This window comes from Nitratireductor sp. GISD-1A_MAKvit (assembly GCF_040819555.1).
Classification (GTDB): domain Bacteria; phylum Pseudomonadota; class Alphaproteobacteria; order Rhizobiales; family Rhizobiaceae; genus Nitratireductor.
Genome location: NZ_CP161920.1, coordinates 1,932,054 through 1,956,441, shown reverse-complemented (window position 1 = coordinate 1,956,441; position 24,388 = coordinate 1,932,054). Strand labels below are relative to the sequence as shown.

17 protein-coding genes, 2 tRNA genes and 1 pseudogene are annotated in these 24,388 nt (G+C 58.9%); 7 read left to right on the top strand and 13 right to left on the bottom strand.

Going from position 1 to position 24,388, the window contains the following annotated elements:
- Window positions 1–34 precede the first annotated feature (34 nt).
- Together argS and AB2N04_RS10600 are read right to left on the bottom strand one after the other, a co-directional pair.
- The gene (argS, locus tag AB2N04_RS10605) at window positions 35–1,792 is read right to left on the bottom strand and encodes an arginine--tRNA ligase (protein ID WP_367714477.1); all 1,758 of its coding nucleotides are present in this window, start codon (window positions 1,790–1,792) and stop codon (window positions 35–37) included.
- Window positions 1,793–1,860: 68 nt separating this feature from the next.
- Window positions 1,861–3,081: a deoxyguanosinetriphosphate triphosphohydrolase gene (locus tag AB2N04_RS10600; RefSeq protein WP_367714476.1), complete on the bottom strand. Its 1,221-nt coding sequence runs from the start codon at window positions 3,079–3,081 to the stop codon at window positions 1,861–1,863.
- Window positions 3,082–3,228: 147 nt separating this feature from the next.
- On the opposite strand from AB2N04_RS10600, the gene erpA reads away from it, so the two are divergent.
- Window positions 3,229–3,579: an iron-sulfur cluster insertion protein ErpA gene (gene erpA / locus AB2N04_RS10595; protein ID WP_367718782.1), complete on the top strand. Its 351-nt coding sequence runs from the start codon at window positions 3,229–3,231 to the stop codon at window positions 3,577–3,579.
- 110 nt (window positions 3,580–3,689) lie between these two features.
- Here the strand turns inward: erpA and AB2N04_RS10590 are convergent, their stop codons facing one another.
- Window positions 3,690–5,069: a uracil-xanthine permease family protein gene (locus AB2N04_RS10590; protein ID WP_367714475.1), complete on the bottom strand. Its 1,380-nt coding sequence runs from the start codon at window positions 5,067–5,069 to the stop codon at window positions 3,690–3,692.
- 257 nt (window positions 5,070–5,326) lie between these two features.
- Here AB2N04_RS10590 and AB2N04_RS10585 point away from each other — a divergent pair, with 257 nt between their 5' ends.
- Both AB2N04_RS10585 and xth read left to right on the top strand, forming a co-directional pair.
- Window positions 5,327–6,394 carry a polysaccharide deacetylase family protein gene (locus tag AB2N04_RS10585; protein WP_367714474.1) on the top strand — a complete coding sequence of 356 codons (1,068 nt, stop codon included), beginning with the start codon at window positions 5,327–5,329 and terminating at the stop codon, window positions 6,392–6,394.
- A 92-nt stretch (window positions 6,395–6,486) separates the two neighbouring features.
- Window positions 6,487–7,278 (top strand): exodeoxyribonuclease III, encoded by a 792-nt coding sequence (gene xth / locus AB2N04_RS10580; RefSeq protein ID WP_367714473.1) that lies wholly within the window; start codon window positions 6,487–6,489, stop codon window positions 7,276–7,278.
- A 482-nt stretch (window positions 7,279–7,760) separates the two neighbouring features.
- On the opposite strand, the gene AB2N04_RS10575 is transcribed toward xth, so the two are convergent.
- The 9 genes and pseudogenes from AB2N04_RS10575 to AB2N04_RS10535 all read right to left on the bottom strand — a co-directional run bounded on the left by AB2N04_RS10575 (window position 7,761) and on the right by AB2N04_RS10535 (window position 20,712).
- Window positions 7,761–8,567: a tetratricopeptide repeat protein gene (locus AB2N04_RS10575; RefSeq protein WP_367714472.1), complete on the bottom strand. Its 807-nt coding sequence runs from the start codon at window positions 8,565–8,567 to the stop codon at window positions 7,761–7,763.
- A pseudogene (gene ilvD / locus AB2N04_RS10570) lies at window positions 8,554–10,279 on the bottom strand (dihydroxy-acid dehydratase). The gene AB2N04_RS10575 and the pseudogene ilvD overlap by 14 nt, the downstream one beginning before the upstream one ends.
- Before the next feature lie 231 nt (window positions 10,280–10,510).
- Window positions 10,511–11,443, bottom strand: coding sequence for a TerC family protein (locus AB2N04_RS10565; RefSeq protein WP_367714471.1), 933 nt, complete (start codon window positions 11,441–11,443; stop codon window positions 10,511–10,513).
- A 252-nt stretch (window positions 11,444–11,695) separates the two neighbouring features.
- Complete coding sequence (locus tag AB2N04_RS10560) at window positions 11,696–12,802, bottom strand: outer membrane protein transport protein (RefSeq protein WP_367714470.1); 1,107 nt, start codon at window positions 12,800–12,802, stop codon at window positions 11,696–11,698.
- Between the two features lie 417 nt (window positions 12,803–13,219).
- A complete protein-coding gene (locus AB2N04_RS10555) occupies window positions 13,220–16,072 on the bottom strand; it encodes a valine--tRNA ligase (protein WP_367714469.1) in 2,853 nt (950 codons plus the stop codon).
- A gap of 192 nt (window positions 16,073–16,264) precedes the next feature.
- Window positions 16,265–17,032, bottom strand: coding sequence for a PopZ family protein (locus AB2N04_RS10550; protein ID WP_367714468.1), 768 nt, complete (start codon window positions 17,030–17,032; stop codon window positions 16,265–16,267).
- Between the two features lie 293 nt (window positions 17,033–17,325).
- Entirely contained in the window at window positions 17,326–18,684 is a 1,359-nt protein-coding gene (locus tag AB2N04_RS10545; RefSeq protein WP_367714467.1) for a TolC family outer membrane protein, read from the bottom strand.
- 211 nt (window positions 18,685–18,895) lie between these two features.
- Complete coding sequence (locus AB2N04_RS10540; protein WP_367714466.1) at window positions 18,896–19,564, bottom strand: protein-L-isoaspartate O-methyltransferase; 669 nt, start codon at window positions 19,562–19,564, stop codon at window positions 18,896–18,898.
- A gap of 212 nt (window positions 19,565–19,776) precedes the next feature.
- Window positions 19,777–20,712, bottom strand: coding sequence for a pirin family protein (locus AB2N04_RS10535; RefSeq protein ID WP_367714465.1), 936 nt, complete (start codon window positions 20,710–20,712; stop codon window positions 19,777–19,779).
- A 259-nt stretch (window positions 20,713–20,971) separates the two neighbouring features.
- Between AB2N04_RS10535 and AB2N04_RS10530 the strand changes: the two genes are divergently transcribed.
- The gene (locus tag AB2N04_RS10530; protein ID WP_367714464.1) at window positions 20,972–21,487 is read left to right on the top strand and encodes a fasciclin domain-containing protein; all 516 of its coding nucleotides are present in this window, start codon (window positions 20,972–20,974) and stop codon (window positions 21,485–21,487) included.
- Between the two features lie 159 nt (window positions 21,488–21,646).
- Here the strand turns inward: AB2N04_RS10530 and AB2N04_RS10525 are convergent.
- Window positions 21,647–21,720 (bottom strand) — tRNA-Cys (locus AB2N04_RS10525).
- A gap of 584 nt (window positions 21,721–22,304) precedes the next feature.
- Here AB2N04_RS10525 and AB2N04_RS10520 point away from each other — a divergent pair.
- The 3 genes from AB2N04_RS10520 to AB2N04_RS10510 all read left to right on the top strand — a co-directional run bounded on the left by AB2N04_RS10520 (window position 22,305) and on the right by AB2N04_RS10510 (window position 24,270).
- Window positions 22,305–22,379: transfer RNA gene (locus AB2N04_RS10520), tRNA-Asn, on the top strand.
- A 97-nt stretch (window positions 22,380–22,476) separates the two neighbouring features.
- A complete protein-coding gene (locus AB2N04_RS10515; RefSeq protein ID WP_367714463.1) occupies window positions 22,477–23,853 on the top strand; it encodes a tyrosine-type recombinase/integrase in 1,377 nt (458 codons plus the stop codon).
- Between the two features lie 135 nt (window positions 23,854–23,988).
- Window positions 23,989–24,270, top strand: coding sequence for a hypothetical protein (locus tag AB2N04_RS10510; RefSeq protein WP_367714462.1), 282 nt, complete (start codon window positions 23,989–23,991; stop codon window positions 24,268–24,270).
- Window positions 24,271–24,388 lie beyond the last annotated feature (118 nt).

Sequence of the window (24,388 nt, the reverse complement as noted above, 5' to 3'; positions counted from 1 at the left end):
GGTGACAGACCACCGCATCCCCTGTGGGATACGGTCAACGCATCTCAGAAGGCGCCTCCGCCCCGATCAGCGCAAGTCCGGATGTGAGAACATCGCGAACCGCCTGCACCAGACCCAGTCTGGCGTAGGTCAATTGTGGATCGTTAACCTTAACAAAGCGTAAGTCATCAGTTTCGCTTCCGCGGTTCCACTGCGCGTGGAATGCGCTCGCAAGATCATAGAGGTAAAATGCGAGCCGGTGCGGCTCCATTGCCTGCGCCGCTGTTTCCACCAGCCGCGGGTATTCGGCCAGCTTGCGCACGAGCGCCATCTCGCCTTCGTCGGTCAGCTTCGCCAGCTGCGCCTTCATTTCCGCGCGATCAAACTCGGCAATGCCGAGCTGCTCGCTCGCCTGCCGAAAAGCCGAGTGGCTGCGGGCAGAGGCATACTGCACGTAAAAGACCGGGTTGTCCTTGGACTGTTCGGTCACCTTCTGGAAGTCAAAGTCGAGCGGAGCGTCATTCTTGCGATAAAGCATCATGAAACGGATCGGGTCCCGCCCCACTTCCTCCACCGCTTCGCGCAGTGTCACGAATTCGCCAGCCCGTTTGGACATGCGCACTGGCTCGCCCGCCCGGTAAAGCTTCACGAGCTGACACAGAAGCACGGTCAGATCGACCCGGTCCTCGGCCAGCGCACGCGCCACCGCCTGAAGCCGCTTCACATATCCGCTATGATCCGCACCAAGAACATAGATAAGATGCTCGAATCCGCGATCGAGCTTGTCCTTCATGTAAGCCACGTCTGCAGCGAAATAGGTAAAGTTCCCATCCGACTTCATGAGCGGACGATCGATGTCGTCGCCCACCTCGGTCGAGCGGAACAGTGTCTGCTCGCGATCTTCCCAGTCCTCCGGCTTCTGTCCCTTTGGTGGTGGCAGCTTGCCCTTGTAGACATGCCCTTTCATGGTCAAATCATTGATGGCAGACCTGATCGCGCCACCATTGCCGTCATGAAGCGAGCGTTCGGAGAAAAACACATCATGACGAATGTTGAGAGCGGCCAGATCGCTGCGGATCATGGCCATCATGCTCTCGATGGCCCTCTCCTTCACGATGGTCATAGCCTCGTCAGAGGGCATTTCGAGAAGTCTGGTTGCGAACTCATCGGCCAGCTCCTGTCCCAGCGGCTTCAGATAGTCGCCGGGATACAGTCCTGCCGGAATTTCGCCGATCTTCTCGCCGAGCGCCTCGCGATAACGCACCATCACAGACTGTGCCAGAACATCGATCTGCACGCCCGCATCGTTGGTGTAATACTCCCGCACAACATCGTAACCCGCGAATGCAAGAAGGTTCGCAAGCGCATCCCCCACCACGGCGCCACGGCAATGGCCGACATGCATGGGACCCGTGGGGTTTGCCGAAACATATTCGACATTCACCTTCTCGCCCTTGCCCATCTGCGAACGGCCGTAATCCGTACCCAGATCAAGCATTTCACCGAGCCGCGCCTGCCAGAAGCCATCGCTCAATTTCAGATTCACGAAACCCGGCCCCGCGACGCTCGCTGCCGCGACATCGGGATCGGCCTCGAATGCCGCAGCGATCTTTTCGCCCAGGGCACGTGGATTTTCGCCAATTGCCTTGGCCAGCACCATCGCCGCATTCGTCGCCACGTCACCATGGCTTGCATCTCGCGGCGGTTCCACCGCCACGCGTGAAAGGTCGAGTGGTTCCCCACTGCCGGACCGCAGGCCGAGGGTTTCAATGGTCTTGGCGACCCGATTTGTGAAATCGGCGAAAATGTTCATGGACAATGTCCTGAGAAATGGATCGATTGATCTTTGTCGTCCGCGCAGTGGCAGAATTGCGCTTGCCACTAGCTCAATTCAGGAGTCTGGTCAAACAGGCGTCGGTGCTCCTTGACCGCGTAGGTATCGGTCATTCCCGAGAGGAAATCGGCCACCAGCCTGGCCTTTTGGGCCTCATCGGCAAAACGTACCCCCTCGCCCCAGCCATCCGGCATCTCCTGCGGCCTGTCGAAATAGACATCGAACAGATCCTTCACAATCCGCTCGGCATGGGCGCGCACCGCCACTACCGAGCTGTGGCGGTAAAGATTGGCGTAGAGGAACCGCTTCAGTTGCTTTTCGTCTTCCGCCATACGATCGGAGAAAGCCACGACGGTTGCCCCTGCATCGTGGATGTCGTCAGCGCTGGTGGGCTTCAGCCGTTCCAGGCGCCTTCTGGAAGCCAAAATCACGTCTTCCACCATCACGGTAATCTGGCGCCGCATCAATTCATGCCCCCGCCGTACGGGATCCAGGTCCGGGTAGCGGCTTTCCACCTGTGCCAGAATTTCGCCCGGCAGCCCGACATCCTTCAGCATGTCGAGCGACAGCAATCCCGAGCGCAGTCCGTCATCGATATCGTGGGCATTGTAGGCGATGTCATCGGCGATGGCTGCGCATTGCGCTTCGATGCCGGCAAAGCGCGCCAGTTCCAGATCATGTTGCGCTACGTACTCGAGAATGGGTTGCGGAACAGGGCCATCAAGGCCCTCTCCTGCAACGTCGATCAGCGGACCGTTGTGCTTGACCAGCCCTTCGAGGGTCTCCCATGAGAGGTTGAGACCGTCAAACTCTGCATACCGGTTTTCAAGTTCCGTGACGATCCGCAATGACTGCGCATTGTGATCGAAGCCACCCCATCGTGCCATGCGTTCGTCCAGCGCGTCCTCGCCCGTGTGGCCGAACGGCGTGTGCCCGAAATCGTGCACAAGGGCAATCGCTTCTGCAAGATCCTCATCGCAGCACAGGGCCCGCGCCAGGGCCCGCGCGATCTGCGCGACCTCGATGGAGTGGGTCAATCGCGTCCGGTAATGGTCTCCCTCATGCGCGATGAAAACCTGAGTCTTGTGTTTCAGGCGCCGAAAAGCCGTTGAGTGGATAATGCGATCCCTGTCACGCTGAAATGGCGTGCGCGTCGGGCTCTCGGGCTCCGTGACAAGTCGCCCGCGCGACGCCGCCGGATCGGTCGCGTAGGGAGCCCGTGGCCGGTAGCCAAAGCCAATGTTCTTCAAGCTCGGTTCGCTGTCCATCGTCCGCAACGCCCTGTAAAGCAAGCCATCGGCGGCTCACCATCATCCTGATTCAAACCCGACCGCATTGCTCAGGTTGACTTGCCGCCCGCGGCTTCATACCTATTTCAGGAACACGAAAGCAAGGTGACCGTTAGGACAACCACCATGGGCATGGACGCGGGAACGGATATGAAGAGCGTTGAACTGACCGAAGCGGCGGCGAAACGCATAGCAACCATCCTCAAGGACGAACCGGGCAAGATAGCTCTGCGCGTCACGGTGGAGGGAGGCGGCTGCTCAGGCTTTTCATACGCTTTCGATCTCACAGATCAACGAAACGATGACGATCATGCCATAGAGCGGGACGGCGCCACCGTTCTTATTGATGATCTCTCGCTTGTTTATATGGGCGGCTCGGTCATCGATTTCGTCGACGACCTGATCGGTCAGTCCTTTCAGATCAGAAACCCCAATGCGGTTGCCTCGTGCGGCTGCGGAACAAGTTTTTCCATCTGATATTCTCATCACGGTTTTGCGACAGGCTCCGCACCGTCCGTTGCGGTGTCCGCCCATGGCCCCCGTTTCCAATTCCATGACCGGGCACTTGGCCCGGCCATGCGCTGACGTCAGGCGCTTCTTTCCGCACCGGCTTCTTCAGGCAAAAGAAGATTGAGCAGAATTGCCAAAATGGCGGCAGGCAGCAGACCGGAGGTCATGAGGATCTGCGCGGTCTTCGGCAAATGCTGCAGTGCGCCCGGTTCAAGCTGCAGACCCAGCCCGACGGACAGGGAAACCGCGAAAATCACCATGTTTCGGCGGTTCCAGTTCACATCCGCGAGCATGTTGATGCCGGCTGCAGCCACCATGCCGAACATCACGATGACGCCGCCGCCCAGAACCATGATCGGCACCGTCGAAATCAAGGCCCCAACCTTGGGGATCAGGCCACAGAGTATGAGGAAGATCGCTCCATAGGTCACCACGTGGCGGCTCATCACGCCGGTCATCGATATCAAGCCGACGTTCTGGCTGAACGATGTGTTGGGAAGGCCACCAAAAATGCCTGCTATGGCCGTGCCAAGCCCATCCGCATATGTCGCACCTGAAATCTCCTTTTCGGTCGCCTCGCGACCGGCACCCCCCTTGGTAATTCCCGAAACGTCTCCCACCGTTTCAATCGCCGAAATAACGGTCATGAAACACATGCCGATAATGGCGGGCGCGGCGAGTTCGAAACCCCATTTGAAGGGCATTGGTACAGCGACCCACCCGGCATTGCCTACATTGGCAAAGCTCACCATTCCCATGGCAAGTGCCACAACATAGCCGGCGATCAATCCCAGCAGAACGGCTGCTATCGACCACATGCCGCGCGCAAAGAATTTCAGCACAAGCGTGACCACCACAACCACAAGAGCCACGCCCCAGTTTTGCAAACTGCCATATTCGGGCTTGCCGATCAGCGGTACACCGCCTGCCGAATACTGGATGCCCACCTTTATGAGCGAAAGCCCGATCATCAAGACGATAAGGCCGGTCACGAGTGGTGGCAGGGCAAACCGCAGCCGGCCCACAAAGCTGCCGAGAATGAAATGAAACACTCCGCCAATCACCACGCCGCCCATCAGAGCGCCCATGGCGGCCACGCCCTGCCCGGCAACAATGGGGATCATGACCGGCAGGAAGGCGAAGCTGGTTCCCTGCACGATGGGTAATCGACCGCCCACCGGTCCCATCCCGATGGTCTGAAACAGCGTGGCAATGCCGGCAAACAGCATCGACATCTGGATCATGTAGATGAGATTGGGAAACTCCGGCGAGTTCGAACCGAAGCCAAAACCTGCCGCCCCTGCCACGATGATCGCCGGCGTAACGTTGGAAACGAACATGGCCAGCACATGCTGAATGCCCAGCGGAACCGCCTTTACGAGGGGCGGCGTGTAGTCAGGATTTCTTAAATCGGACTGCGATGGACTGCCTTCGGCAGCCGATAGTGTTTGCGTCATATGGTTCCCCGATCATGCTATTAAGATTCTGAAGATCTCTTTGCGAGCAGCATCGGGCACAATCGCCGCCGCAACTATCTATATTTTTTTGAAAGACAGACAGGTTTCGTACTGGAGTTGTGATGATCGACAACTTTCTACCTAAGGAATTTCTTCAGCATTTTCTGATTGGATGACGCCGATCAAACACTTCGGTGGCGCCGCCCCCAACAGCCCGCCACCGTATTCATCCAGTCTAACATGATGACGAAGCCCTGATGTTTTCACTGCAAGCCTTCAAGAGGTCCGCACGGTACCAGTTGATCCGGGCCGGCCTGGAGGGAACCGACCTTGCCCTGCGTACCGGCCTGCCGCTTTCTGCCGCCCACCGCAGCATCATTTTTGCCATGCACCACGTCGATCCGGCACCTGTGGCGGAGTGGACCCCGAACGCCTGGCTGACGATAACGCCCAAATTTCTGGATGAGACCATCCAGACCGTTCTGGCGCAGGGGTTTACCCCGCTGGCACTCGAGGATCTGCCCGAACGGCTCTCGGATGCGCGTGACTCCCGTCGCTATGTGTGTTTCACCCTGGATGATGGTTATCGTGACAATGCACGGCATGCCGCGCCCGTGTTCCAGCGCCACGGTGTTCCCTACACCCTCTTCATCACGGCAGGGTTTGTTGAGCGCAGTCGTTCGATCTGGTGGAAGACAGCGCAGGAACTGGCCCTGACGGCCAAACGGGTGGACCTGTCGTCCTGCGGCATCGAGGAGACGCTTCATCTCGACGGGCGCACCTCCAGGGTCGCGCTGTTCGACCGGCTTTCCAACATGATAACCGAGGCCGAGGACGAGGATGCGGCTGTCGCCATGCTTGACACCCTCGCACGTCAACATGGCATGGATCCGCGCGGTCTCACCGAGCGCTTGACCATGGACGCCGCCGAACTGTCGGCACTCGCGGAGGACAGACTGGCTCGCTTCGGCGCCCACACGCTGACCCACGCCAACCTGCGAAAGGTAAGCGACAAACGCCTCCGATCCGAACTGACCGAATCCGCCGAAAGACTTTCCGGTTATGTCGGAGCAAAGCCGACGACATTTGCCTATCCCTATGGATATCCGGCAGCGGTAGGCGGGCGCGAAGTGACCGCAGCCGGTGAAGCGGGTTTTGCGGCTGCAGTCACGACGCAGCCCGGTTTGCTCACCTCAGGCTCGAAAGAGAATTTCGCCGCTCTCCCGCGTGTGTCATTGAACGGGTTCTATCAACGCCAGCGCTATGTCCGCGCTCTCCTGTCCGGCCTCCCCTTCCGCCTGGCATTTCGCAAGCGCCGGATCTGACCGTCACGATAATCCATGACGGTTTCGGAGACTGGGCGGTTGCGGCCCGTCTCCGACCAACCTAAGAAAGAGCAGAGCTGCGGAAGGGCCCCATGAAGATCGCTACCTGGAACATAAACGGCGTCAAGGCACGCATCGATAACCTCTTGCACTGGCTTGAAGAGTCCAGCCCCGACATAGCCTGCCTGCAGGAAATCAAGTCGGTCGACGAGTTGTTCCCGCGTGAGCCCATAGAAGCGCTCGGGTATCATGTCGAAACCCATGGCCAAAAAGGGTTCAATGGCGTGGCCATCCTCTCGAAGCTGCGTTTCGACGAGGTCAACCGCCGGCTGCCCGGCGACGACAATGACGAACAGGCGCGTTTCATCGAAGGGGTGTTCTCCACCGACCGGGGGGCGCTTCGCGTTGTTTCACTCTACCTGCCAAACGGCAATCCGGTCGACAGTGAGAAATTCCCCTACAAACTGGGATGGATGGAGCGCCTGGAACGCTGGAGTGCCGAACGGCTGACGCTTGAGGAGCCACTGGTTCTGGCGGGAGACTACAATGTCATCCCGGAACCGAAAGACGCAAAGAACCCTCAGGCCTGGGAAGGTGACGCTCTTTTCCTTCCCGAAAGCCGTCAGGCCTTTCGACGCCTTGAGGCGCTCGGCTTCACCGATGCACTGCGCGCGGTCAATGACGAGGATGGGGTCTACACCTTCTGGGACTATCAGGCCGGTGCCTGGCAGAAAAACAACGGCATCCGCATCGACCATCTCATGCTGTCGCCAGAGGCCGCCGATCATCTCGACACGGTGACCGTGGAAAAACACACCCGAGGCTGGGAGAAGCCCTCCGACCACGTGCCAGTGGTGCTTGACCTCAGGCTTTCTCCCGCCTGAGGAGCGTTTCCGCTCGCTTGGCCAGGGCAATTCGGTGTGTGCAAAAGCCGGTTTGTGTCTACACCTTGGGCAGTCGTCAATGCGCCATGAGGTCGGGGATAAGGGCGGGTCTAGGCCTGCCTCATTGGTCCGATCACGGAACAAGTGCTAGAATGCCGGGGTTATGTACGTTTTCATGCAGGCAGGAGCTGTTGCATTGGCCTCAGCTCTCTTGTTCCCGGCAACAACGCCCGTTGCAGCCGACTGTCAGTGTCGCGCCCGGGGAAGCGTGTTCGAACTCGGTGAAACCACATGCTTGGACCTGCCACAGGGCCCACGCATGGCACGGTGCGAGATGGTCCTAAACAACTCATCCTGGACGATACTCGACCGCGCGTGTCTGGAGACGTCGCAATTGCGGCCGCAGTCACAGTCGCAGGAGCAGGTGATGTTGCGGATCCGCCTCGTCTCGCAGGGGTCCCCACGGCCCGCCGGAGCGATCTTCAGTCGAAACCGTTTTCGCGAAGATCATGTGCCAGCGCGATTGCCGTTCGGCGATCCGATTCACCGGCAAGAGCAAATGCTTTTTCCTGCATCGAACGGATCCAGCCCACATCGGCAGGCGCGGCATGATCGATCGCCGCCGTCATCATTGCCAGTCCCTTGACCACCCGGCCGCTTTCAAAAAGGATATGCCCCAGCATCGCCTGGGCGCCCGAGTGTCCTTTCTCGGCAGCAAGCTGGAACCAGCGCGCAGCCTGTTGAACGCTCTGGGCAACGCCCTCGCCATTCAGGAACATCAGACCAACCTGGTATTGCGCTTCCGAATTGCGGTATGTCGCCGCTGCGCGCATGAAATGTTCCTGCGCTGCGAGCGGGTTTGCACGGATCGGGCTGTCCGGAATGCCGGATTTGAGATACTTGCCGAGCGCCACAAGGGCATCGGAAATATAGGTTTCATCCGGGCTTCCCGGACGCACCTCCTGCTGTGCAACAGCGGAGAAGAACTTGAAGGCCTCATGATCGTTGCGGGCAACCCCATCGCCTTCCGCATACATGCGTGCAAGCTTCCAGCGTGCTCCGACCTGCCCGTTTTCCGCAGCGTAGCGATAGGCCTCCACCGCTTCCTGCTTGTCGCCACGCTTGTAGGCGGAGAAGGCGAAACGAAACACGGCCCAAGGGCTGCGCTTTTCGGATTGTTCCTGGATCACAGCGTTCTCGTCGAGCGCATAAGCGGCTACCGGCAGCGCCACAAAGGACGCCACCAGGCCGGCAAGAACAGCTATTTTCCCTGTCTCAAATATCCGCATAACAGTGCGTTTCTTTCTTGGCCCCTGGATGGGTCACCGCCCCGTCACGGGCCGAACCAACAGTCTGGGCGTACTTCCAGATCGCGCCGGACTGATAGTCCGTCTCGCGCGGTTTCCAGCTCTTGGCGCGCTCTGCAAGCTGCTCGTCGCTCAGCGCCACTTCGATGGTTCCATCGACCGCATTGATCGTGATGACGTCACCATCTTCAAGAAGGGCCGATCGGCCCGCCCACAGCTGCTTCAGGCCCCACATGGCCGATACAGAAGCCACGGGTTGCGCCCGAGAACCGGCCATCGGTAATGAGTGCGACCTTGTCGCCCATGCCCTGACCGTAAAGTGCTGCCGTGGTCGCCAGCATCTCACGCATGCCGGGCCCGCCCTTCGGGCCTTCATAGCGAATGACGAGCACCTCGCCTTCCTTGTATTCCCGCGCCTGCACGGCTGCGAAACATTCCTCTTCGGAATCGAAACAGCGTGCCGGCCCCGTGAACGTCAGGTTCGTCATGCCGGCAACCTTCACGATCGCACCTTCCGGTGCCAGATTACCCTTGAGGCCAACCACACCGCCGGTTTTCGTGATGGGATTGTCCGCAGAACGAACGACATCCTGATCATCATTCCACGGAACATGCTCCATGTTTTCGGCAATTGTGCGGCCAGTCACCGTCATGCAGTCGCCGTGCAGATAACCGTGCTCAAGAAGTGTCTTCATGAGCAGCGGAATGCCGCCAGCCTCGAACATGTCCTTCGCCACGTATTTGCCACCGGGCTTCAGGTCGGCAATGTACGGTGTCTTCTTGAAGATCTCGGCCACGTCGAACAGCGTGAAATCGATGCCGATCTCATTGGCGATTGCCGGCAGATGTAACGCGGCATTGGTGGAGCCACCAGATGCGGCAACGACGGCCGCGGCATTTTCGAGCGCCTTGCGGGTCACGATATCGCGCGGGCGGATCTGTTTGGCGATCAGCTCCATCACCTTTTCGCCCGCAGCGTAGTTGAACCGGTCACGCATCTCGTAAGGGGCGGGCGCGCCGCAGGAATAAGGCAATGCAAGGCCGATCGCCTCAGCAACCGTTGCCATCGTGTTTGCGGTGAACTGTGCACCGCAGGAACCGGCGGACGGGCAGGCAGCCTGCTCGATCTCGGACAACTCCTCATCGGAGATCGACCCGACCGAATGTTGTCCCACGGCCTCGAACACGTCCTGGACAGTGATCTGACGGCCGCGATACGTGCCGGGAAGGATGGATCCACCATAGATGAATACCGATGGAACGTTGAGACGCACCATTGCCATCATCATGCCGGGCAGCGACTTGTCACACCCCGCAAGACCAACGAGAGCATCATAGCAATGTCCGCGCATCGTCAGCTCAACCGAATCGGCAATGACCTCGCGTGAAACCAGCGAGGACTTCATGCCCTGATGGCCCATCGCAATGCCGTCGGTAACGGTGATGGTGGTAAATTCCCGCGGTGTTCCATGGGCGGCTGCAACGCCCTTCTTCACCACCTGCGCCTGACGCATGAGCGAAATATTGCACGGCGCAGCCTCGTTCCAGCAGGTGGCGACACCCACGAGAGGCTGGGCAATCTCTTCCTCCGAAAGCCCCATGGCATAAAGATACGAGCGATGCGGCGCTCTGGCCGGACCTACTGTGACGTATCGGCTTGGAAGTTTGTCTTTCGAAATTGTCTTTGCGTCCATAATAACCCCAGCCGCAGCGCGCGGCACTTCTCCTGAGCAGTCGATTGTGTCCCGTGCGCTATCGAGCTTTTTCGATGCGCCGGGTTTATGGCGGGAAATTGGCGTTCCGTCCCGCAGCTGTTTTAACCGAATGCTTATTGAGAAACTGTTGCCAAATGAGCACAGCCAGCTGTGCACAGGAAACACTGGGTACGGACAGGGCGCAAAAGCGCCCCGTCGGACATCGCGGCCTCAGGACCGCGCTTCCTGTTCCTCGCGCTTGCGGGCGACAATCGAGGCAATGATCGACCCGCCAATGAGAAGCACTGTGACCGTGAGGGCCAGTGGTGAAGGGATCTTGATCCAATGGGCGATCAGCATTTTCAGACCGATGAATATCAAAACCAGCGAGAGACCGGTTTTCAGGTGCCTGAAGGTGCGCATCATGCCTGAGAGCACGAAGAACATTGCCCTCAATCCCATCACTGCAAACACATTGGAGGAAAAGACGATGAATGGATCGCTGGAAATGGCCAGAACGGCGGGAATGGAATCGACCGCGAAAATGAGGTCGGTGAACTCCACCGTGACAAGAACCACAAAGAGCGGCGTCATGAAAAGAACGCCGTTCCGGCGGGTCAGAAAGCGCGAGCCCTCATACTCCTGGGTCACCCGCCCCGTCCGCATCAGAAGTTTTACGATGCGGCTTTCGCCGGGATCCACCATTTCTTCGTCCGAGGTCATCATCTTGAACCCCGAGAATACCAGCAGAGCGCCAAGCGCCATGCCAATCACCATGAACTGATCGACCAGTTTCACGCCCGGCACGATGAGCGAAAGTCGCATGACGATCGCACCCAATATGCCATAGAAAAGCACGCGATACTGCGCTTCGGACGGTACCTTGAAATAGGTGAAGATGAGCGCGATGACGAAAATGTTGTCGAGCGACAGCGCCTGTTCGATCAGATAACCGGTGAGAAACTCCGCACCGCGATCCTTGCCGCCGAAATAGAAGACGCCCATGGCGAAAACCATGGCGAGAGCCACGTAACCGGCAACGGTTTTCATTGCTTCGCGCGTCGTTATGACGTGATCCCGGCGGTGCAGGACAAAGAGGTCGAAAAACAGGATAGCAGCCACAAAGGCCAGGAAGCCGGGCCAAAGCCAGTCATGCATTGTCATGGAGAGATACAATGTTTGCGCCGCGTTCGCGCGTTGTCGTTCGATCCGACATCACAGGCAACGCCTTGCCTGCCAGAGGGGCCCGGATCGGGTGACTGCCTCTATGTGCGGCAAAAATCGCGGCAAGACAAGCCCGCGGCCTCGTCACGGGCCTCAAGCCATGCGAATTTGCATGGCGCACTTCGCCTCCAGAAACGAAAAGACCCGGCCGAAGCCGGGTCTTGCAGTTTCGCTTGCTCCGCCAGGAAACGGTTAGAACTTGACCTTGTAATTCGCCGAAATGATTCCGGCCCAACCCGAATCCACAGAGTTGCCGGCCTCGTTGCCCTTGGTGGCGTCCGCGCTCGTCAGATAGGACAAGGCGCCTCCAAAACGGAGCTCACCGCCCAGCGCGTCCTTCATGCTAAGCCCTGCAGCCAACAGCCATTTGTCTGTACGGAAATCATACCCGGTCGAAACACCCCGGTCCCACTGAAGGCTTACCAAGCCCGAGACATTGTCCGTGAATGCGTGCCCTATGCCACCGGTCACTGTCCAACCATCGCGCCAGAAATACTGGTTTTTGCTCGCAGTCACGCCGACAACAGTCAGATCAAGCGTTTCGTTCACGGACCAGTCCGTCCACCGAACCGAACCGAAAGCAAGCCAACCGGGAGCTATGCCCGATTGCACCTTCAGCTCCACGCTCTGGGGAAGCTCGCCATTGCCCATGGCTGTCACAGGCACAATCCCCGCGAGGGGGTGCTGAAACGTTCCGCCGCCGGAGGCATCATGCGTGGTTCCCGACCGGTACATGAGTTCGGTCCGGAACGCGATATCCGGGATTTCATAAGCCACGCCGGCGCGCCAACCGACGGCATTGCTGTTCAAATCAATATCGAGAGCGCCTCCGGCTCCAACAAAGTTGTAGTCGAAACGCTCGATGAAGGCTCCACCCAAGACGGCAAGACGCCCCTTGGGCATGTTCACGAACGCAGCACAGGTCGCGCCGAACTCGGTCACGGTGAAGGTCTCGGAGACCTTGAATGCCGGCCCGAAAGCCGATGCATAAGAAGATGCCGCGCCGTAAACGTCAGTATAGGTCCCAGCACACGAAAGGTTGTCACTGAACTTCAGCTTCACCGCCCCTGACGGAATGACGTAGGTATCCAGATAGTCTGTTCCTACGAGCGCAGGGTTGGTCGATTTGGAGAACTTCTGCGTCGGAGCGACGATGATCGCCCCCGCGCGCATGTTGAAGTTCCCATCCTCATAAAGAATGTCGGTGTCAGCCGTGCCGCGCGAAAAGCCTCCCGCCTGTGCAGTCCCGATCGCTGCAGCCAGAATCGTAGACGCAGAAAGAATGCGAACTAGACGCATGTGATCCCCTCTCCTCCATTTGCTGATATCAAGAATAGCAGCGCCACAGCGAACCTCAATCGCATCAGCAGGTCATCGGCAGGCTTCACGCTTACGTGAACGTAATACACCTATCGGATAAGCCCGCTGCCACCTTTGTTTCGAAGGTCAGGCGAATGGAGGATGCCTTGAAATCCCCCTCAATTTGACACATTCCCCCCATCCCCCTGCCCAAAGTCGGCGTGCGTTGCACAAAAACAACACTGCCGGGGATTTCGTTATTCTGTCATGTACAGGGGCGCGTTTACCGACCCAAAGCCGACAAAATCACGGTGACTGACGAATCAGAAGCAACGAAAAAACCGCGCCCGCTTTCTGGAAAGCGCGCGCGGCTCATCCCTGTCAGGATATTAGAAAGCTTTGCAGATCAGACCTGCATCAACCTGCTTCTTTCACCCGTGCCAGTGCCTGTTCCAGCCTGCCCCTGGCATCTGCGAACTCTGCCAGCTTTTCGCGTTCGGCTGCCACGATCTCCTGCGGCGCCTTGGCGACGAATTTCTCGTTGCCAAGTTTCTTTTCAAGGCGCTGCATTTCAGACGTCACCTTGGATATTTCCTTTTCCAGCCGCGCGGCTTCCGCGGAAAGGTCGATCAGGTCACCCAGCGGAAGGCAGAAGGTGGTATCGCCGAGAACGATCTGAGCCGAGCCCTTCGGCACATCTTCGGAAAATCCAATTTCACCCACCCTCGCGAGACGTCGGATGGCTGGGTCGTGGCGCGCAATGCGGGCGCGCGCGCCCTCATCGGCTCCAACCGCAATCAATGGCGCCTTGGCGGAGGGTGGAACGTTCATCTCCGCACGCACTGACCGCACTCCCGAAACCAGGTCGACCAGCCAGTTGATGTCTGCGGCGGCATCCTCGTCCTCAAAATCTGGAGTCGGCCAACGGGTCAGAGCCAAAACGCGATCGCGCCCGGCTTCCCCCCCTGTGTGCGCCCACAATTCTTCCGTCATGAAGGGCATGATCGGATGAAGAAGCTTGTAGATCTCGTCCAGAACATACGCCGCGCAGGCGCTGGCTTCGGCTTTCGCCTCTTCGTCGTCCCCGGCGAATACCGGCTTGAGAAGCTCCAGATACCAGTCGCAGAAAAGGCTCCAGACAAAGCGGTAGGCCGTGCCCGCGGCGTCATTGAAGCGATAGGTTTCAATTCCCTCTGTCACGCCTTTGGCAGCCCGGGTCAGTTCCGTCAGGATCCAGCGGTTGATCGCTAGAGTGGCGTTTTCGGGGCGGAAGTTTTCATCTCTCTTGACGCCGTTCATTTCGGCGAACCGCGTCGCATTCCAGAGCTTGGTGCCGAAATTGCGGTAGCCGGCAACGCGCGCAGGGTCGAGTTTCACATCGCGGCCCTGCGCGGCCATGATTGTCAGAGTGAAGCGCAGCGCGTCCGCCCCATATTCGTCGATCAGTTCCAGCGGGTCGATGACATTGCCTTTCGACTTCGACATCTTGGCACCGGACTTGTCGCGCACCAGTGCGTGAACATAGACCGTGTGGAACGGCTCTTCGTCCATGAAGTGCAGGCCCATCATCATCATCCGGGCCACCCAGAAGAAGATGATGTCGAAACCCGTCACCAGAACCGAGGTGGGGTAGTAGCGCGCAACCTCCGGTGTCTTGTCCGGCCAGCCGAGAGTCGAGAACGGCCAGAGAGCCGAAGAGAACCAGGTGTCGAGTACATCCTCGTCGCGCGTCAGGATTTCTCCCGGCTTGAAATTTGCGAGCTTCTCCTCGACCCAGGCCTTCCACGGTCCCTCATGCGAAATATAGTGCTGGATCGCCGCCTCAAGCGCGGCTTCTTCGTCTTTCTCGACAAAAACCTGACCGTCCGGGCCATACCAGGCCGGAATCTGATGCCCCCACCAGAGCTGGCGGGAAACGCACCAGGGCTGAATGTTCTCCATCCACTCGAAATAGGTCTTTTCCCAGTTTTTGGGTACAAAGTTCGTACGGCCTTCGCGCACGGAGGCAATCGCGGCTTTCGCCAGCGTCCTGGCATCCACATACCACTGGTCGGTGAGGAAGGGTTCGATGGGCACGCCGCCACGGTCACCGTGCGGCACCATGTGCTTGTGAGGTTCGATCCTCTCCAGAAGGCCGGCCTCCTCCATCATCGCAACAACCTTCTTGCGCGCCTCGAAGCGGTCGACGCCATCAAGCTCTGCAATCGTGCGGGCAAGCGGCGCGTCGGCCCCTTCCAGCCCCTCCAGAAACGCCTCATTGCCCTTCAGCGTGATGGTCGCGTCCGTGGCCATGACGTTGATCTGCGCCAGATCGTGCCGCTTGCCGACCTCAAAATCGTTGAAGTCATGCGCAGGGGTCATCTTCACCGCGCCCGTACCCGCCTCCGGATCCGGATACTCGTCGGCGACAATCGGGATGCGCCGGCCGACCAGAGGCAAAAGCACATTCTTGCCCACCAGTTCCTTATAGCGCGGATCGTCAGGATGAACCGCAACACCGGAATCGCCAAGCATCGTTTCCGGACGCGTCGTCGCCACAACCACATAGTCACGCGTCTCATAGCCATCCGGCTGTCCATCGGACGGACGCCAGTTAACGCGGTTGCCCTCTTCGTCCAGCCTGTAGGGATACTCATAGGTCAGCCCGTCGGCAAGCGGATAGCGGAAATGCCAGAGATTGCCGTTGGTTTCGACCTGCTCAACTTCAAGATCCGAGATCGCCGTCAGAAGCTTCGGGTCCCAGTTGACGAGGCGCTTGTCCTTGTAGATCAGTTCCTGTTTGTAAAGCGAGACGAACACCTCGACGACCGCCCTGGAGAGGCCCTCATCCATGGTAAACCGCTCGCGTGACCAGTCGCAGGAAGCGCCCAGCCGCTTCAGCTGGTTCATGATCGCACCGCCCGACTCGGCCTTCCACTCCCAGACCTTGTCGACAAATTTTTCACGCCCCATATCGCGGCGGTGCTGGTTCCTGGCCTGAAGCTGGCGTTCAACCACCATCTGCGTGGCGATGCCGGCATGGTCCATGCCGGGCTGCCAGAGCACGTCCTTGCCCCGCATGCGCTCGAAACGCACCATGACGTCCTGAAGCGTATTGTTGAGCGCATGTCCCATATGCAGCGAACCGGTCACGTTGGGCGGCGGAATCACGATCGTGAATGGCTCCGCGCCGCTCTCGGCTCCGGCACCCGCCTTGAAGGCTTCAGCCTTTTCCCAGCACTCTGTGATTTTCGGCTCGACGCTCGCAGCGTCGTAAGTCTTTTCAAGCATGAGGGTTTCCGCGCTTTGGCAATTCCGAAAAAAGTGGAACCCTGTTTCGTTCGGAACTGCCTGGAATCAACACATTGGCCGTACCGTCATCCTCACTGGAAAACGACGAAACGCCCGACCAGCAATCTGGTTCGTTCACAGCACGGTGTAAAGCCGAAGGGTCAGATCAAGTCAACCGCAAGGGAGCGCGGCCTAGCCGCCGCGCGCAATCCGTTCGATCTCTTCGCGAACGAGACGCTCGACAATCGTCGGCAGATTGTCGTCCAGCCAGTCCTGCAGCATCGGTCGCAGCATTTCTTCAGCCACCTGGCCGAGATTGCGACGGCGGTTCGCCTCAAAAGCTTCGTTCAGTTCGCCAAACGCTGCCGCCACTTTCCGTCCTGCATAGTCCGAAACGATGCTCTGCCGGGCCGCATCCTCGGAGGCCGCGGTATCTGAGCCCTGTCGTTCGGGCTGTGCCGCGTCGTTCTGGCCGGCGACCTGATGCCCGGATGCGTGTGGCTGCTCCAGCCGGGACTGCGCGGCCTGCACCTCCGCCAGTCGCTGAACGAGGTTCCTGTCTATCGGCGCCGCACCACCGTCACTGGTATCGAAACGTTCACTCGAAGCAGGTTCACCCGCTCCGTTCTGCAATACGGGCCGCTCTGGTGCCTCGCGCAATTCCGCCCGAAAACTCTCCACATCACCGGAGTGTCGGGCTGCCGTCTCGTCACTCGATCGGGTGTCCCCTCCGCGCTGTTCGCCATCCGGAGGCCAGCTCTGCTCCTGTGAAGGATTGGCATCCTGTGCCGCCTGCGTTCCGCGGGGCTGACCGGTTTCAGATGCGCGAGCGGTTTCTGCGGAGCGCTGCGAAGGCGCATCATTGTCTTCGATGATGCGCCGGATGGACGCCAGAATTTCTTCCATCGAAGGCTCGCGCTGATTGCCGTTCGAAGTCAGCGCTTCGACTGCTGCTTCCATCTTCTGCGCCCCGAAACCTTGTGACATAGTCAAACTTTGCCGCCTCTAGCTGTGTCCGTCCCACAGAGCGTTCATCAAACGAAAAGATTTTTTCGCCCGGGCATCCATGCAGACGGTCGAATCACACACAGCAAGCGTATCGCAGGGCGGAGCTCATGAGAATCCCCACGCCCCGCCTGTTTCGGGTTGCACACAGGAATGCCGGGTCCTGCAGGGCCCGGCATTCCTGTGTCAGTCTCGGTTGAACCTCAAAGCGCACCAGCTGGTGCGCGGCTGGACGCAGATAACGCTGATCAGCGCCCGTCTGGCGTGCGCAGACCGTACCACTTGTCCTTGACGGCCTGGTAATGCTCCTCGGGCCGGTACTCGCTCACCTGCAATCCCAGACGACTGGCGGAAAGTCGCCCCGTGGCCGAAAGAATGGCAAAGCTCGCCACCACGATGTCGCGTTCCGCGCTCACCTGGTTGATCCTGGCATCGATCACGTCGGCCTGCGCATTGAGAACGTCCAGTGTGGTCCTCTGCCCGACATTGCGCTCTTCCACCACGCCGTTCAATGCCAGCTGGGCTGCCTGTACAAGTTCACGGTTCGCCGCAAGAGATTCGCGAGCAGCCTGATACTGGCTCCAGGCAGACACGACGGCCGCACGGACCTGATCCCGGCTCACATCCAGATTGATTCTCGTCTGGCCGAGCGATTCCTTGTTCTTGCGCACCTGTGCTGAAGCCTGCCCGCCCTGATAGATGGGAACGGTCAGGTTGAGCCCGATACTGGCGGATTCGCCAGATCCGCTACCGCCAGGCGTGGAGCTTTGATAAGAATGCTCAAGGCTTACCGAGCCGGAAACCTGAGGAAGAAACGCTCCTTCCGAGGATTTGACCCGGAACGAGGCGACATCAATCTGGTGCTGCCGCGCCTTGATGACAGGATGTTCCGACAGGCCAAGCGCAAGAGCGCTGTCGAGGCTGTTGGGAAGAAGCTTCGTCGGCGCCCTCGCCGCTTTCAGATTCTTCGGCGCATCGCCAATCAATTGCCGGTAAACGGCAGAGCTGGAGGTTACGGCCGCACGTGCCGCACTCAGCTGCGCCATTGCCGCCTGACGGCGTGCCTGCGCCTGCGCAACATCGGTGCGCGTCCCCTCACCCACCTCGAAACGCGAACGAGCGGAACGAACCTGCTCTTCCAGAAACTCGAGATTCTGCGCCCGTAGTGCAGCAATCTGTCGATCGCGAATCACATCCATATAGGCGCTCGCGGCATTGAACAGCGTATCGAGCTCCTGATTGCGCAAAGCCTCGTTGGCGGCTCTTACGGAGGCCTCGGCCGCCTGAACGTTGTTGCGCGTCTGGAAACCGTCGAAAATCGGCTGCGTCAGCGCAATGCCGAACCTGCCCGTACGAATGTCCGTCCCGTCATTATGTGTGAGCGAGAGAGATGCCGTGCCCTGAATGCGAGGACGCATGCCCGATTTGGCGATCGCGACGTCCTCGTCGGTGACACGGACTCCTGCACGCTGCGCATTGAGCGTGGAATTGTTCTGATAGGCCTTCGCCAGTGCGCCCATCAGGGTTTCGGCGGAAGAAACGACTGGTGCCGCAAGAAGTGCTGTCGACGCAACAAGGGGAATCAGGAAACGGTGGTAAAATGGCACGATCTGTCGACCTCGGACTGTTAATGGCAGCCGCGTCCGTCAAGAGACACCACCACCCCGACTATATGCTCCGGCATTTCAAACCGGCACCCACGCCCGGGAAACCTGATGCTCACCAGTTCCCCACCCCCGTATCAGGCGCTCTTTCAGGACTCAGACGTTACATCAATCCCTTGATCAATTCCGTTGCAAGAAAGTCACATACAGAGCATCAAAACACGAAACCCGGCTTGCGCCTGAACCCTGGAAGCGGGCGAACGGCCAGATTGAACGCCACCCGGCTGGAAACCACACCGTCATCCTTCACGTAGAGATGGGCCTGTGCGGCGTTGCCTTCGCCGATCACGACGACAAGCCGGCCGCCGTCGCGCAGCTGTTCCAGCAGGCTCTGCGGAACCGAATCGACCGCTCCGCAGATCACGATCACATCATAGGGAGCATCATCAGCGTAGCCGGCCGTCAATGCTCCGCCGACAACCGCAACATTGACACAACCAAGTTCCTTGAGCGCCTCGGTGGCCATTTCGGCGAGGGTTTCATCGCTTTCGAGCGCAACCACGAAACTGGCAAGACGCGAAAGCACTGCGGAAGAATAACCGGTTCCCGCCCCAACGGTCAGAACCACATCGCTCGATTGCACGTCCGCAAGCTGGACAAGCTTGCCGAAGGCAGCCGGCTCCATCAGATAGCGGGGACCGTCCGGCGAAATGGCGACTTCGATGTCCTCGTCAATATAGGCATGCGCCTTTTTGCGCCCCGGCACGAACATCTCACGCGGAATGTCCCCCATGGCATCCAACAAGGCGACACTGGTTACGTCGGAGGTCCGCAATTGCCCCTCCACCATATTGGCGCGCTGCTGGGAGAAATCGATTGTCATATTCTGGTTCCCGATGGATGATTTCTGACTGTCAGGACCAAGGTTCCCAGTCAGCTGAAAACAACGATTTGTGAGGTTGCTAGCGGGTGCCACGCGCCCTGTCAATCGCCCGACGGAAGCAAGAAGACTATCCCTGACATGTACGCGGCAGGGAACGTTCGGTTCGAGGCAAACCAGACCGGAATCGCCTCCTGCAGGCACCGGGTGCTCTCTTACGGCGGCAAGGGAACGAACTCTTCGTCATCACCCTGCGGAAGGTCGAACAGTCCCTCTCCCCAGTTCTGTCTGCGCCAGTCTTCCTTCGCAGCTTCGATCTTGTCCCGCGAAGAAGCGACGAAGTTCCACCAGATATAGCGCGGGCCGTTCAACGTGGCGCCGCCCAGCAGCATCAAGCGCGCGCCTTCGCCTCCCGCCTCCACACAGATCGGGTCTCCCGGGCGGAAGACCATCATGCGCCCCGCCTCGAAGATCTGACCGGCAACGCTGATGCTTCCCTGAAGAATATAGATACCGCGATCCTCATGGTCGTCCGGTAGCGGAAGCCGCGCCGCCGCTTCCATGGCGACATCAGCATAAAACATGTCCGTATAAGTCGTGGCCGGCGCCGTCTGCCCATAGGCGCGGCCCAGAAGGAGTCTTAACGACACCCCACCGTCACTCAGTTCAGGCAGTTCGGCTTTCCCGTGATGCTCGAAATAAGGGGCGGCGTTTTCTGCGGCTTCCGGCAGTGCCACCCAGGTCTGTATCCCCAGCAGGCTGTGCGCCCCCTGCCGCGCAGCAGCACTTGTGCGTTCGGAATGCGAGACCCCGCGCCCTGCCACCATCCAGTTCAGTGCGCCAGGACGAATGATCTGGTCGGAGCCGATACTGTCTCGGTGGTGAAAATCGCCACGAAAAAGATATGTCACCGTGCCCAGACCAATATGCGGGTGCGGCCGCACATCGATGCCCTGCCCGGTCAGAAATTCCGCTGGGCCGGCCTGATCGAAAAAGATGAACGGCCCGACCATTTGCCGGCGAGGCGCCGGCAGGGCACGGCGCACCTCAAAACCGCCAATGTCCCGCGCACGCGGAATGATCAACGTCTCGATCGCCGCCGCATCCACATCATCGGGGCAGCCGGGTGTCAGTGCAGGATTCCAGCTCATCAAAACGCTCCGTTCACGCAACGACCTTTCAAATCAAAACTAGCATGTCTGAAACATTGCCGGAATGCAGAACCTTCCACTGAAACGGGTTTGAACCGCCAGGGGACGCGGAGGATGGTGCGAGCCTTTTATCCATTTGCTTCACGACCGCATCACGAAGGCGTGAACGGCAATCCACCCTGAACCTCCCACCGTAGTGCTGGCTGCAAGGAAGACAAACCTCCGGGCAACAAACCCGGAAACCACAAGGGGAAACCTCATGACCTCCAAACTGAAGATCGCAGCTGCCACGTTGTTGCTAACCGTTTCTGCAGCAACCGCGCAGGCCAAAAACATCGTGGAGATCGCCGCCGGCGACGAACGCTTCTCAACGCTCGTTGCAGCAGTGAAAGCCGCGGGGCTTGCCGACACCCTGTCCGGCCCCGGTCCCTTCACCGTCTATGCTCCAGTCAACGACGCTTTCGAAGCGTTGCCCCCCGGCACCGTGGAAAATCTTCTCAAGCCCGAAAACAAGGGGCAGCTTACCAACGTGCTGCTTTATCACGTCGATGACCGCAAGCTGACCGCCAACAAGATCCCTGCCGGCTCGAACTATTTCAAGCCGCTTCTTGCGAGCGAGCGTCTGTGCATCACGCGTGGGTCGGGCGGCGTCACGATCGCCGATGGCTCGGGTGACGTCGCCAATGTGGTCATCGCCGACATTCAGGCCGACAATGGTGTGATACACGTAATTGACAAGGTGCTCCTGCCCGGCAAACGCCCGGCTTGTCACTGAGGGGGACCGTAAATCATTCTCGCAAAGAGGCACCGGAAGCGCTGCTTCCGGTGTCCCGGGGCGCCAGAGCGCTTCTGGCGCGGACACCCGGACCGGCATGACAGAGCTGCCGCTGCAAACGGAATGCAATCTTCTTCATGAATCTGAAAAGGGAAAACTTGGAGGCCTCGCCCGGAATCGAACCGGGGTGCAAGGATTTGCAGTCCTCTGCGTAACCACTCCGCCACGAGGCCCAGCCGCAAGCGGCGTCGGGCTGTTCAATAGGTTGCAGCCCCTGTTCCGTCAAGCGCTCAATTGGCTTTGTCAGCCAAAATATAACAACCCTGCTCCATGATCGCAGCGTGACCTGACAGTGGTATCATTTTTTCGCGCGCCTGCTCCACCACAACGCCAGTTTTCGCCTGCTGCGCCGCACGCCTGCGAGGTCATAGGAAAGAATCAACAGACCAAGTGGAATCATCCAGAAGCCGAGCACCGGCAAAAACCCGAAAACACCTAGGACTACCAGCCCCGCTCCGCCGGTGATTCTGGCGGGCTTTGAGCGGGGAATGGGGATTCGCCGGCCCATAAGCGAAACCGAGGGGCCCTGCTGTCTTTGTCCCCGCGCCTCAGGGGAATTTTTCGTCATTGTGCAGTCTGCCAGGCCATCAATCTTTTGAAATGCTCACATGTTTCGCCATTATAGGTCGTGCATATGCGGTGCAAATTCAGCCAATGCGAGACCCCGCGCTAAAAAAACCGCAAAAAACACATTTGTCGCTTTGCAAATGCGAACTTCGTTTGCTATAGGCTCGCTCACTCGCACGAGCACAGGCATTCCCCGGTAGCTCAGTGGTAGAGCAACCGGCTGTTAACCGGTTGGTCGCTGGTTCGAATCCGGCCCGGGGAGCCACTTGCTTAAGCAAGAGCGTTGTTTTCCAAGGAAACTAAGGTTATCAGTCTCCCTCAAGGTACACCCGAAGGTCCACTACGGGGTACCCAAGATGCTCATGACCATTCCCTATCTCCAAAAACGCGGCAACCATTGGCGCTATCGGCGCAAGGTTCCAACTGCACTTCGACCTATCATCGGAAAAGGTGAGATCGTCATTCCGCTAGGAACGACAGAATCCAGCGCCCTACAACGGTATGGGAGAGCCCATGCTCAAGCAGAAAAGCTGCTAACGCAGGCCGCAAAGCCTATACCTGCCCCGCTATCTCCTACAGCTTTGGACCTTTTCAGGGCCGCTCACAAGGAGGTGGAGGCTATGGGCTTTAACCCATCTTGGGGAGGCACCCTTGAGCCGGACGATGGCGAAAGCATTGCGCGTGATGTGATAATCGACCAGATCATCGACCGGTATAAGCTCGATGAGAATGGTGACCCGCTGAACATCAGCCCCCGCGACCTTGCATTGATTCGTGCCCTTGGGTCAGGCACCAGAGATACCCCTCCGGCTCCCACCTTGGAGGATGCGAAGCGGCTCTATCTGGCCGAGGCCGTGAAGGATAACGAAAAGAGACGGCAACAGCTTGACCTGATCTTTCGGCTTGTGTCCGATGTCGTGAAGCTAGACCGGCCCATTGTCAGCATTCGGCGCGCTGATGCCCGGGAAGTACGCGATCATATGCTGGATGGCCGTAGCCCTGCTTCGGTTGAACGCTACCTGAATACGCTCCGAGCCGTGATCAACTTCGCGATAAAGGAGATGGATCTAACGGGCTTCCAGAATCCGTTCATGGGCCTGCCCACAGGGGACAAGGAAAAGGCAGTCCCGGACAGGCGTAAACGGGATGTATTCACCGACGATGAACTTGCCCGAACACGCGCCTACATCCTATCCAATGCCCGCCATGACATACAACTAATCTGGCGACTGATGCAGAACACGGGTTGCAGATTGGCCGAGATAACCGGGTTGCGGGTTGAGGATGTACGGTTGAATGACGTAATCCCCCACATTGCAATCGAGTGGCACGAAAAGCGGCGCATCAAAACACTATCCTCCCACAGACTGGTACCCCTCTTAGGGGATGCCCTAGATGCTGCACGGGAAGCCCTGACCTCCACAGCAAACGGTGAAGCGGTCTTTCCCGCCTATTTCAGAGAACGTGGACCGGATAGCGCATCGGCTGCCCTTGGCAAGTATGTCAGAGCTTGTGTCACAAACAGGAAGGTGACCACCTATTCACTGCGCCACCGCATGTCCGACCTGCTCGACCTCGCTGGCATCCCCGAGGCTGACAAGGAGCTTGTTCTAGGCCACACCCGGGGCAAAGAAGGCGCGAACTACGGAAGCGAAGCCGCGCGCCTCCAGCGGGCGCATAGGGCACTTGAACAAGCGTTGAGCTATGGCAACAAGGCCGCACCCAGAGGCAAGCACTAGCGCAGCACTTAGCGGGCGCATAGGGCGACTACTCGGGACTTCCTCCGGCAACCCCCATGCGTCCCCTTGGGAGCTTCCCCCTGCCGCCTGTCGCGGGCGGCATCATCATCACCATGAACACAACGGAGGTATCCAATGCGTGATGTTCATCATCGTCTTGTCCCCTCGGCTCTGGTCAAGGTGGCCGACCTTGGCCGAGACATTCGGGACGCCATGGCGGAAGCTGTCAGCCGCCATGTCGATTTCTTCCATGACGGATGGAAGCCAAGGGGTCTGTTCCTGCGCCTGCCGTTCACCAGTATCAGCATGTGGCTAGAATGGTCGCCAGTCTCGGTAGGCTGGGGCTATGCGGCCAATCCGCCGAGTGACCGGGAGGTTTACCTTGGGCGTGTCAGGGGCGTGGTTTCGGTCGGGTAGATAGATGGTTTCCCTGCAATAGGTTTTTCGTGCTGCGGTGATAACCGTAGAAAGGCGTTGACGGGGATGGGTAGTAATCCCTCGCCTTGTCACGCTCACGCGCCCACGGTCACCCCCG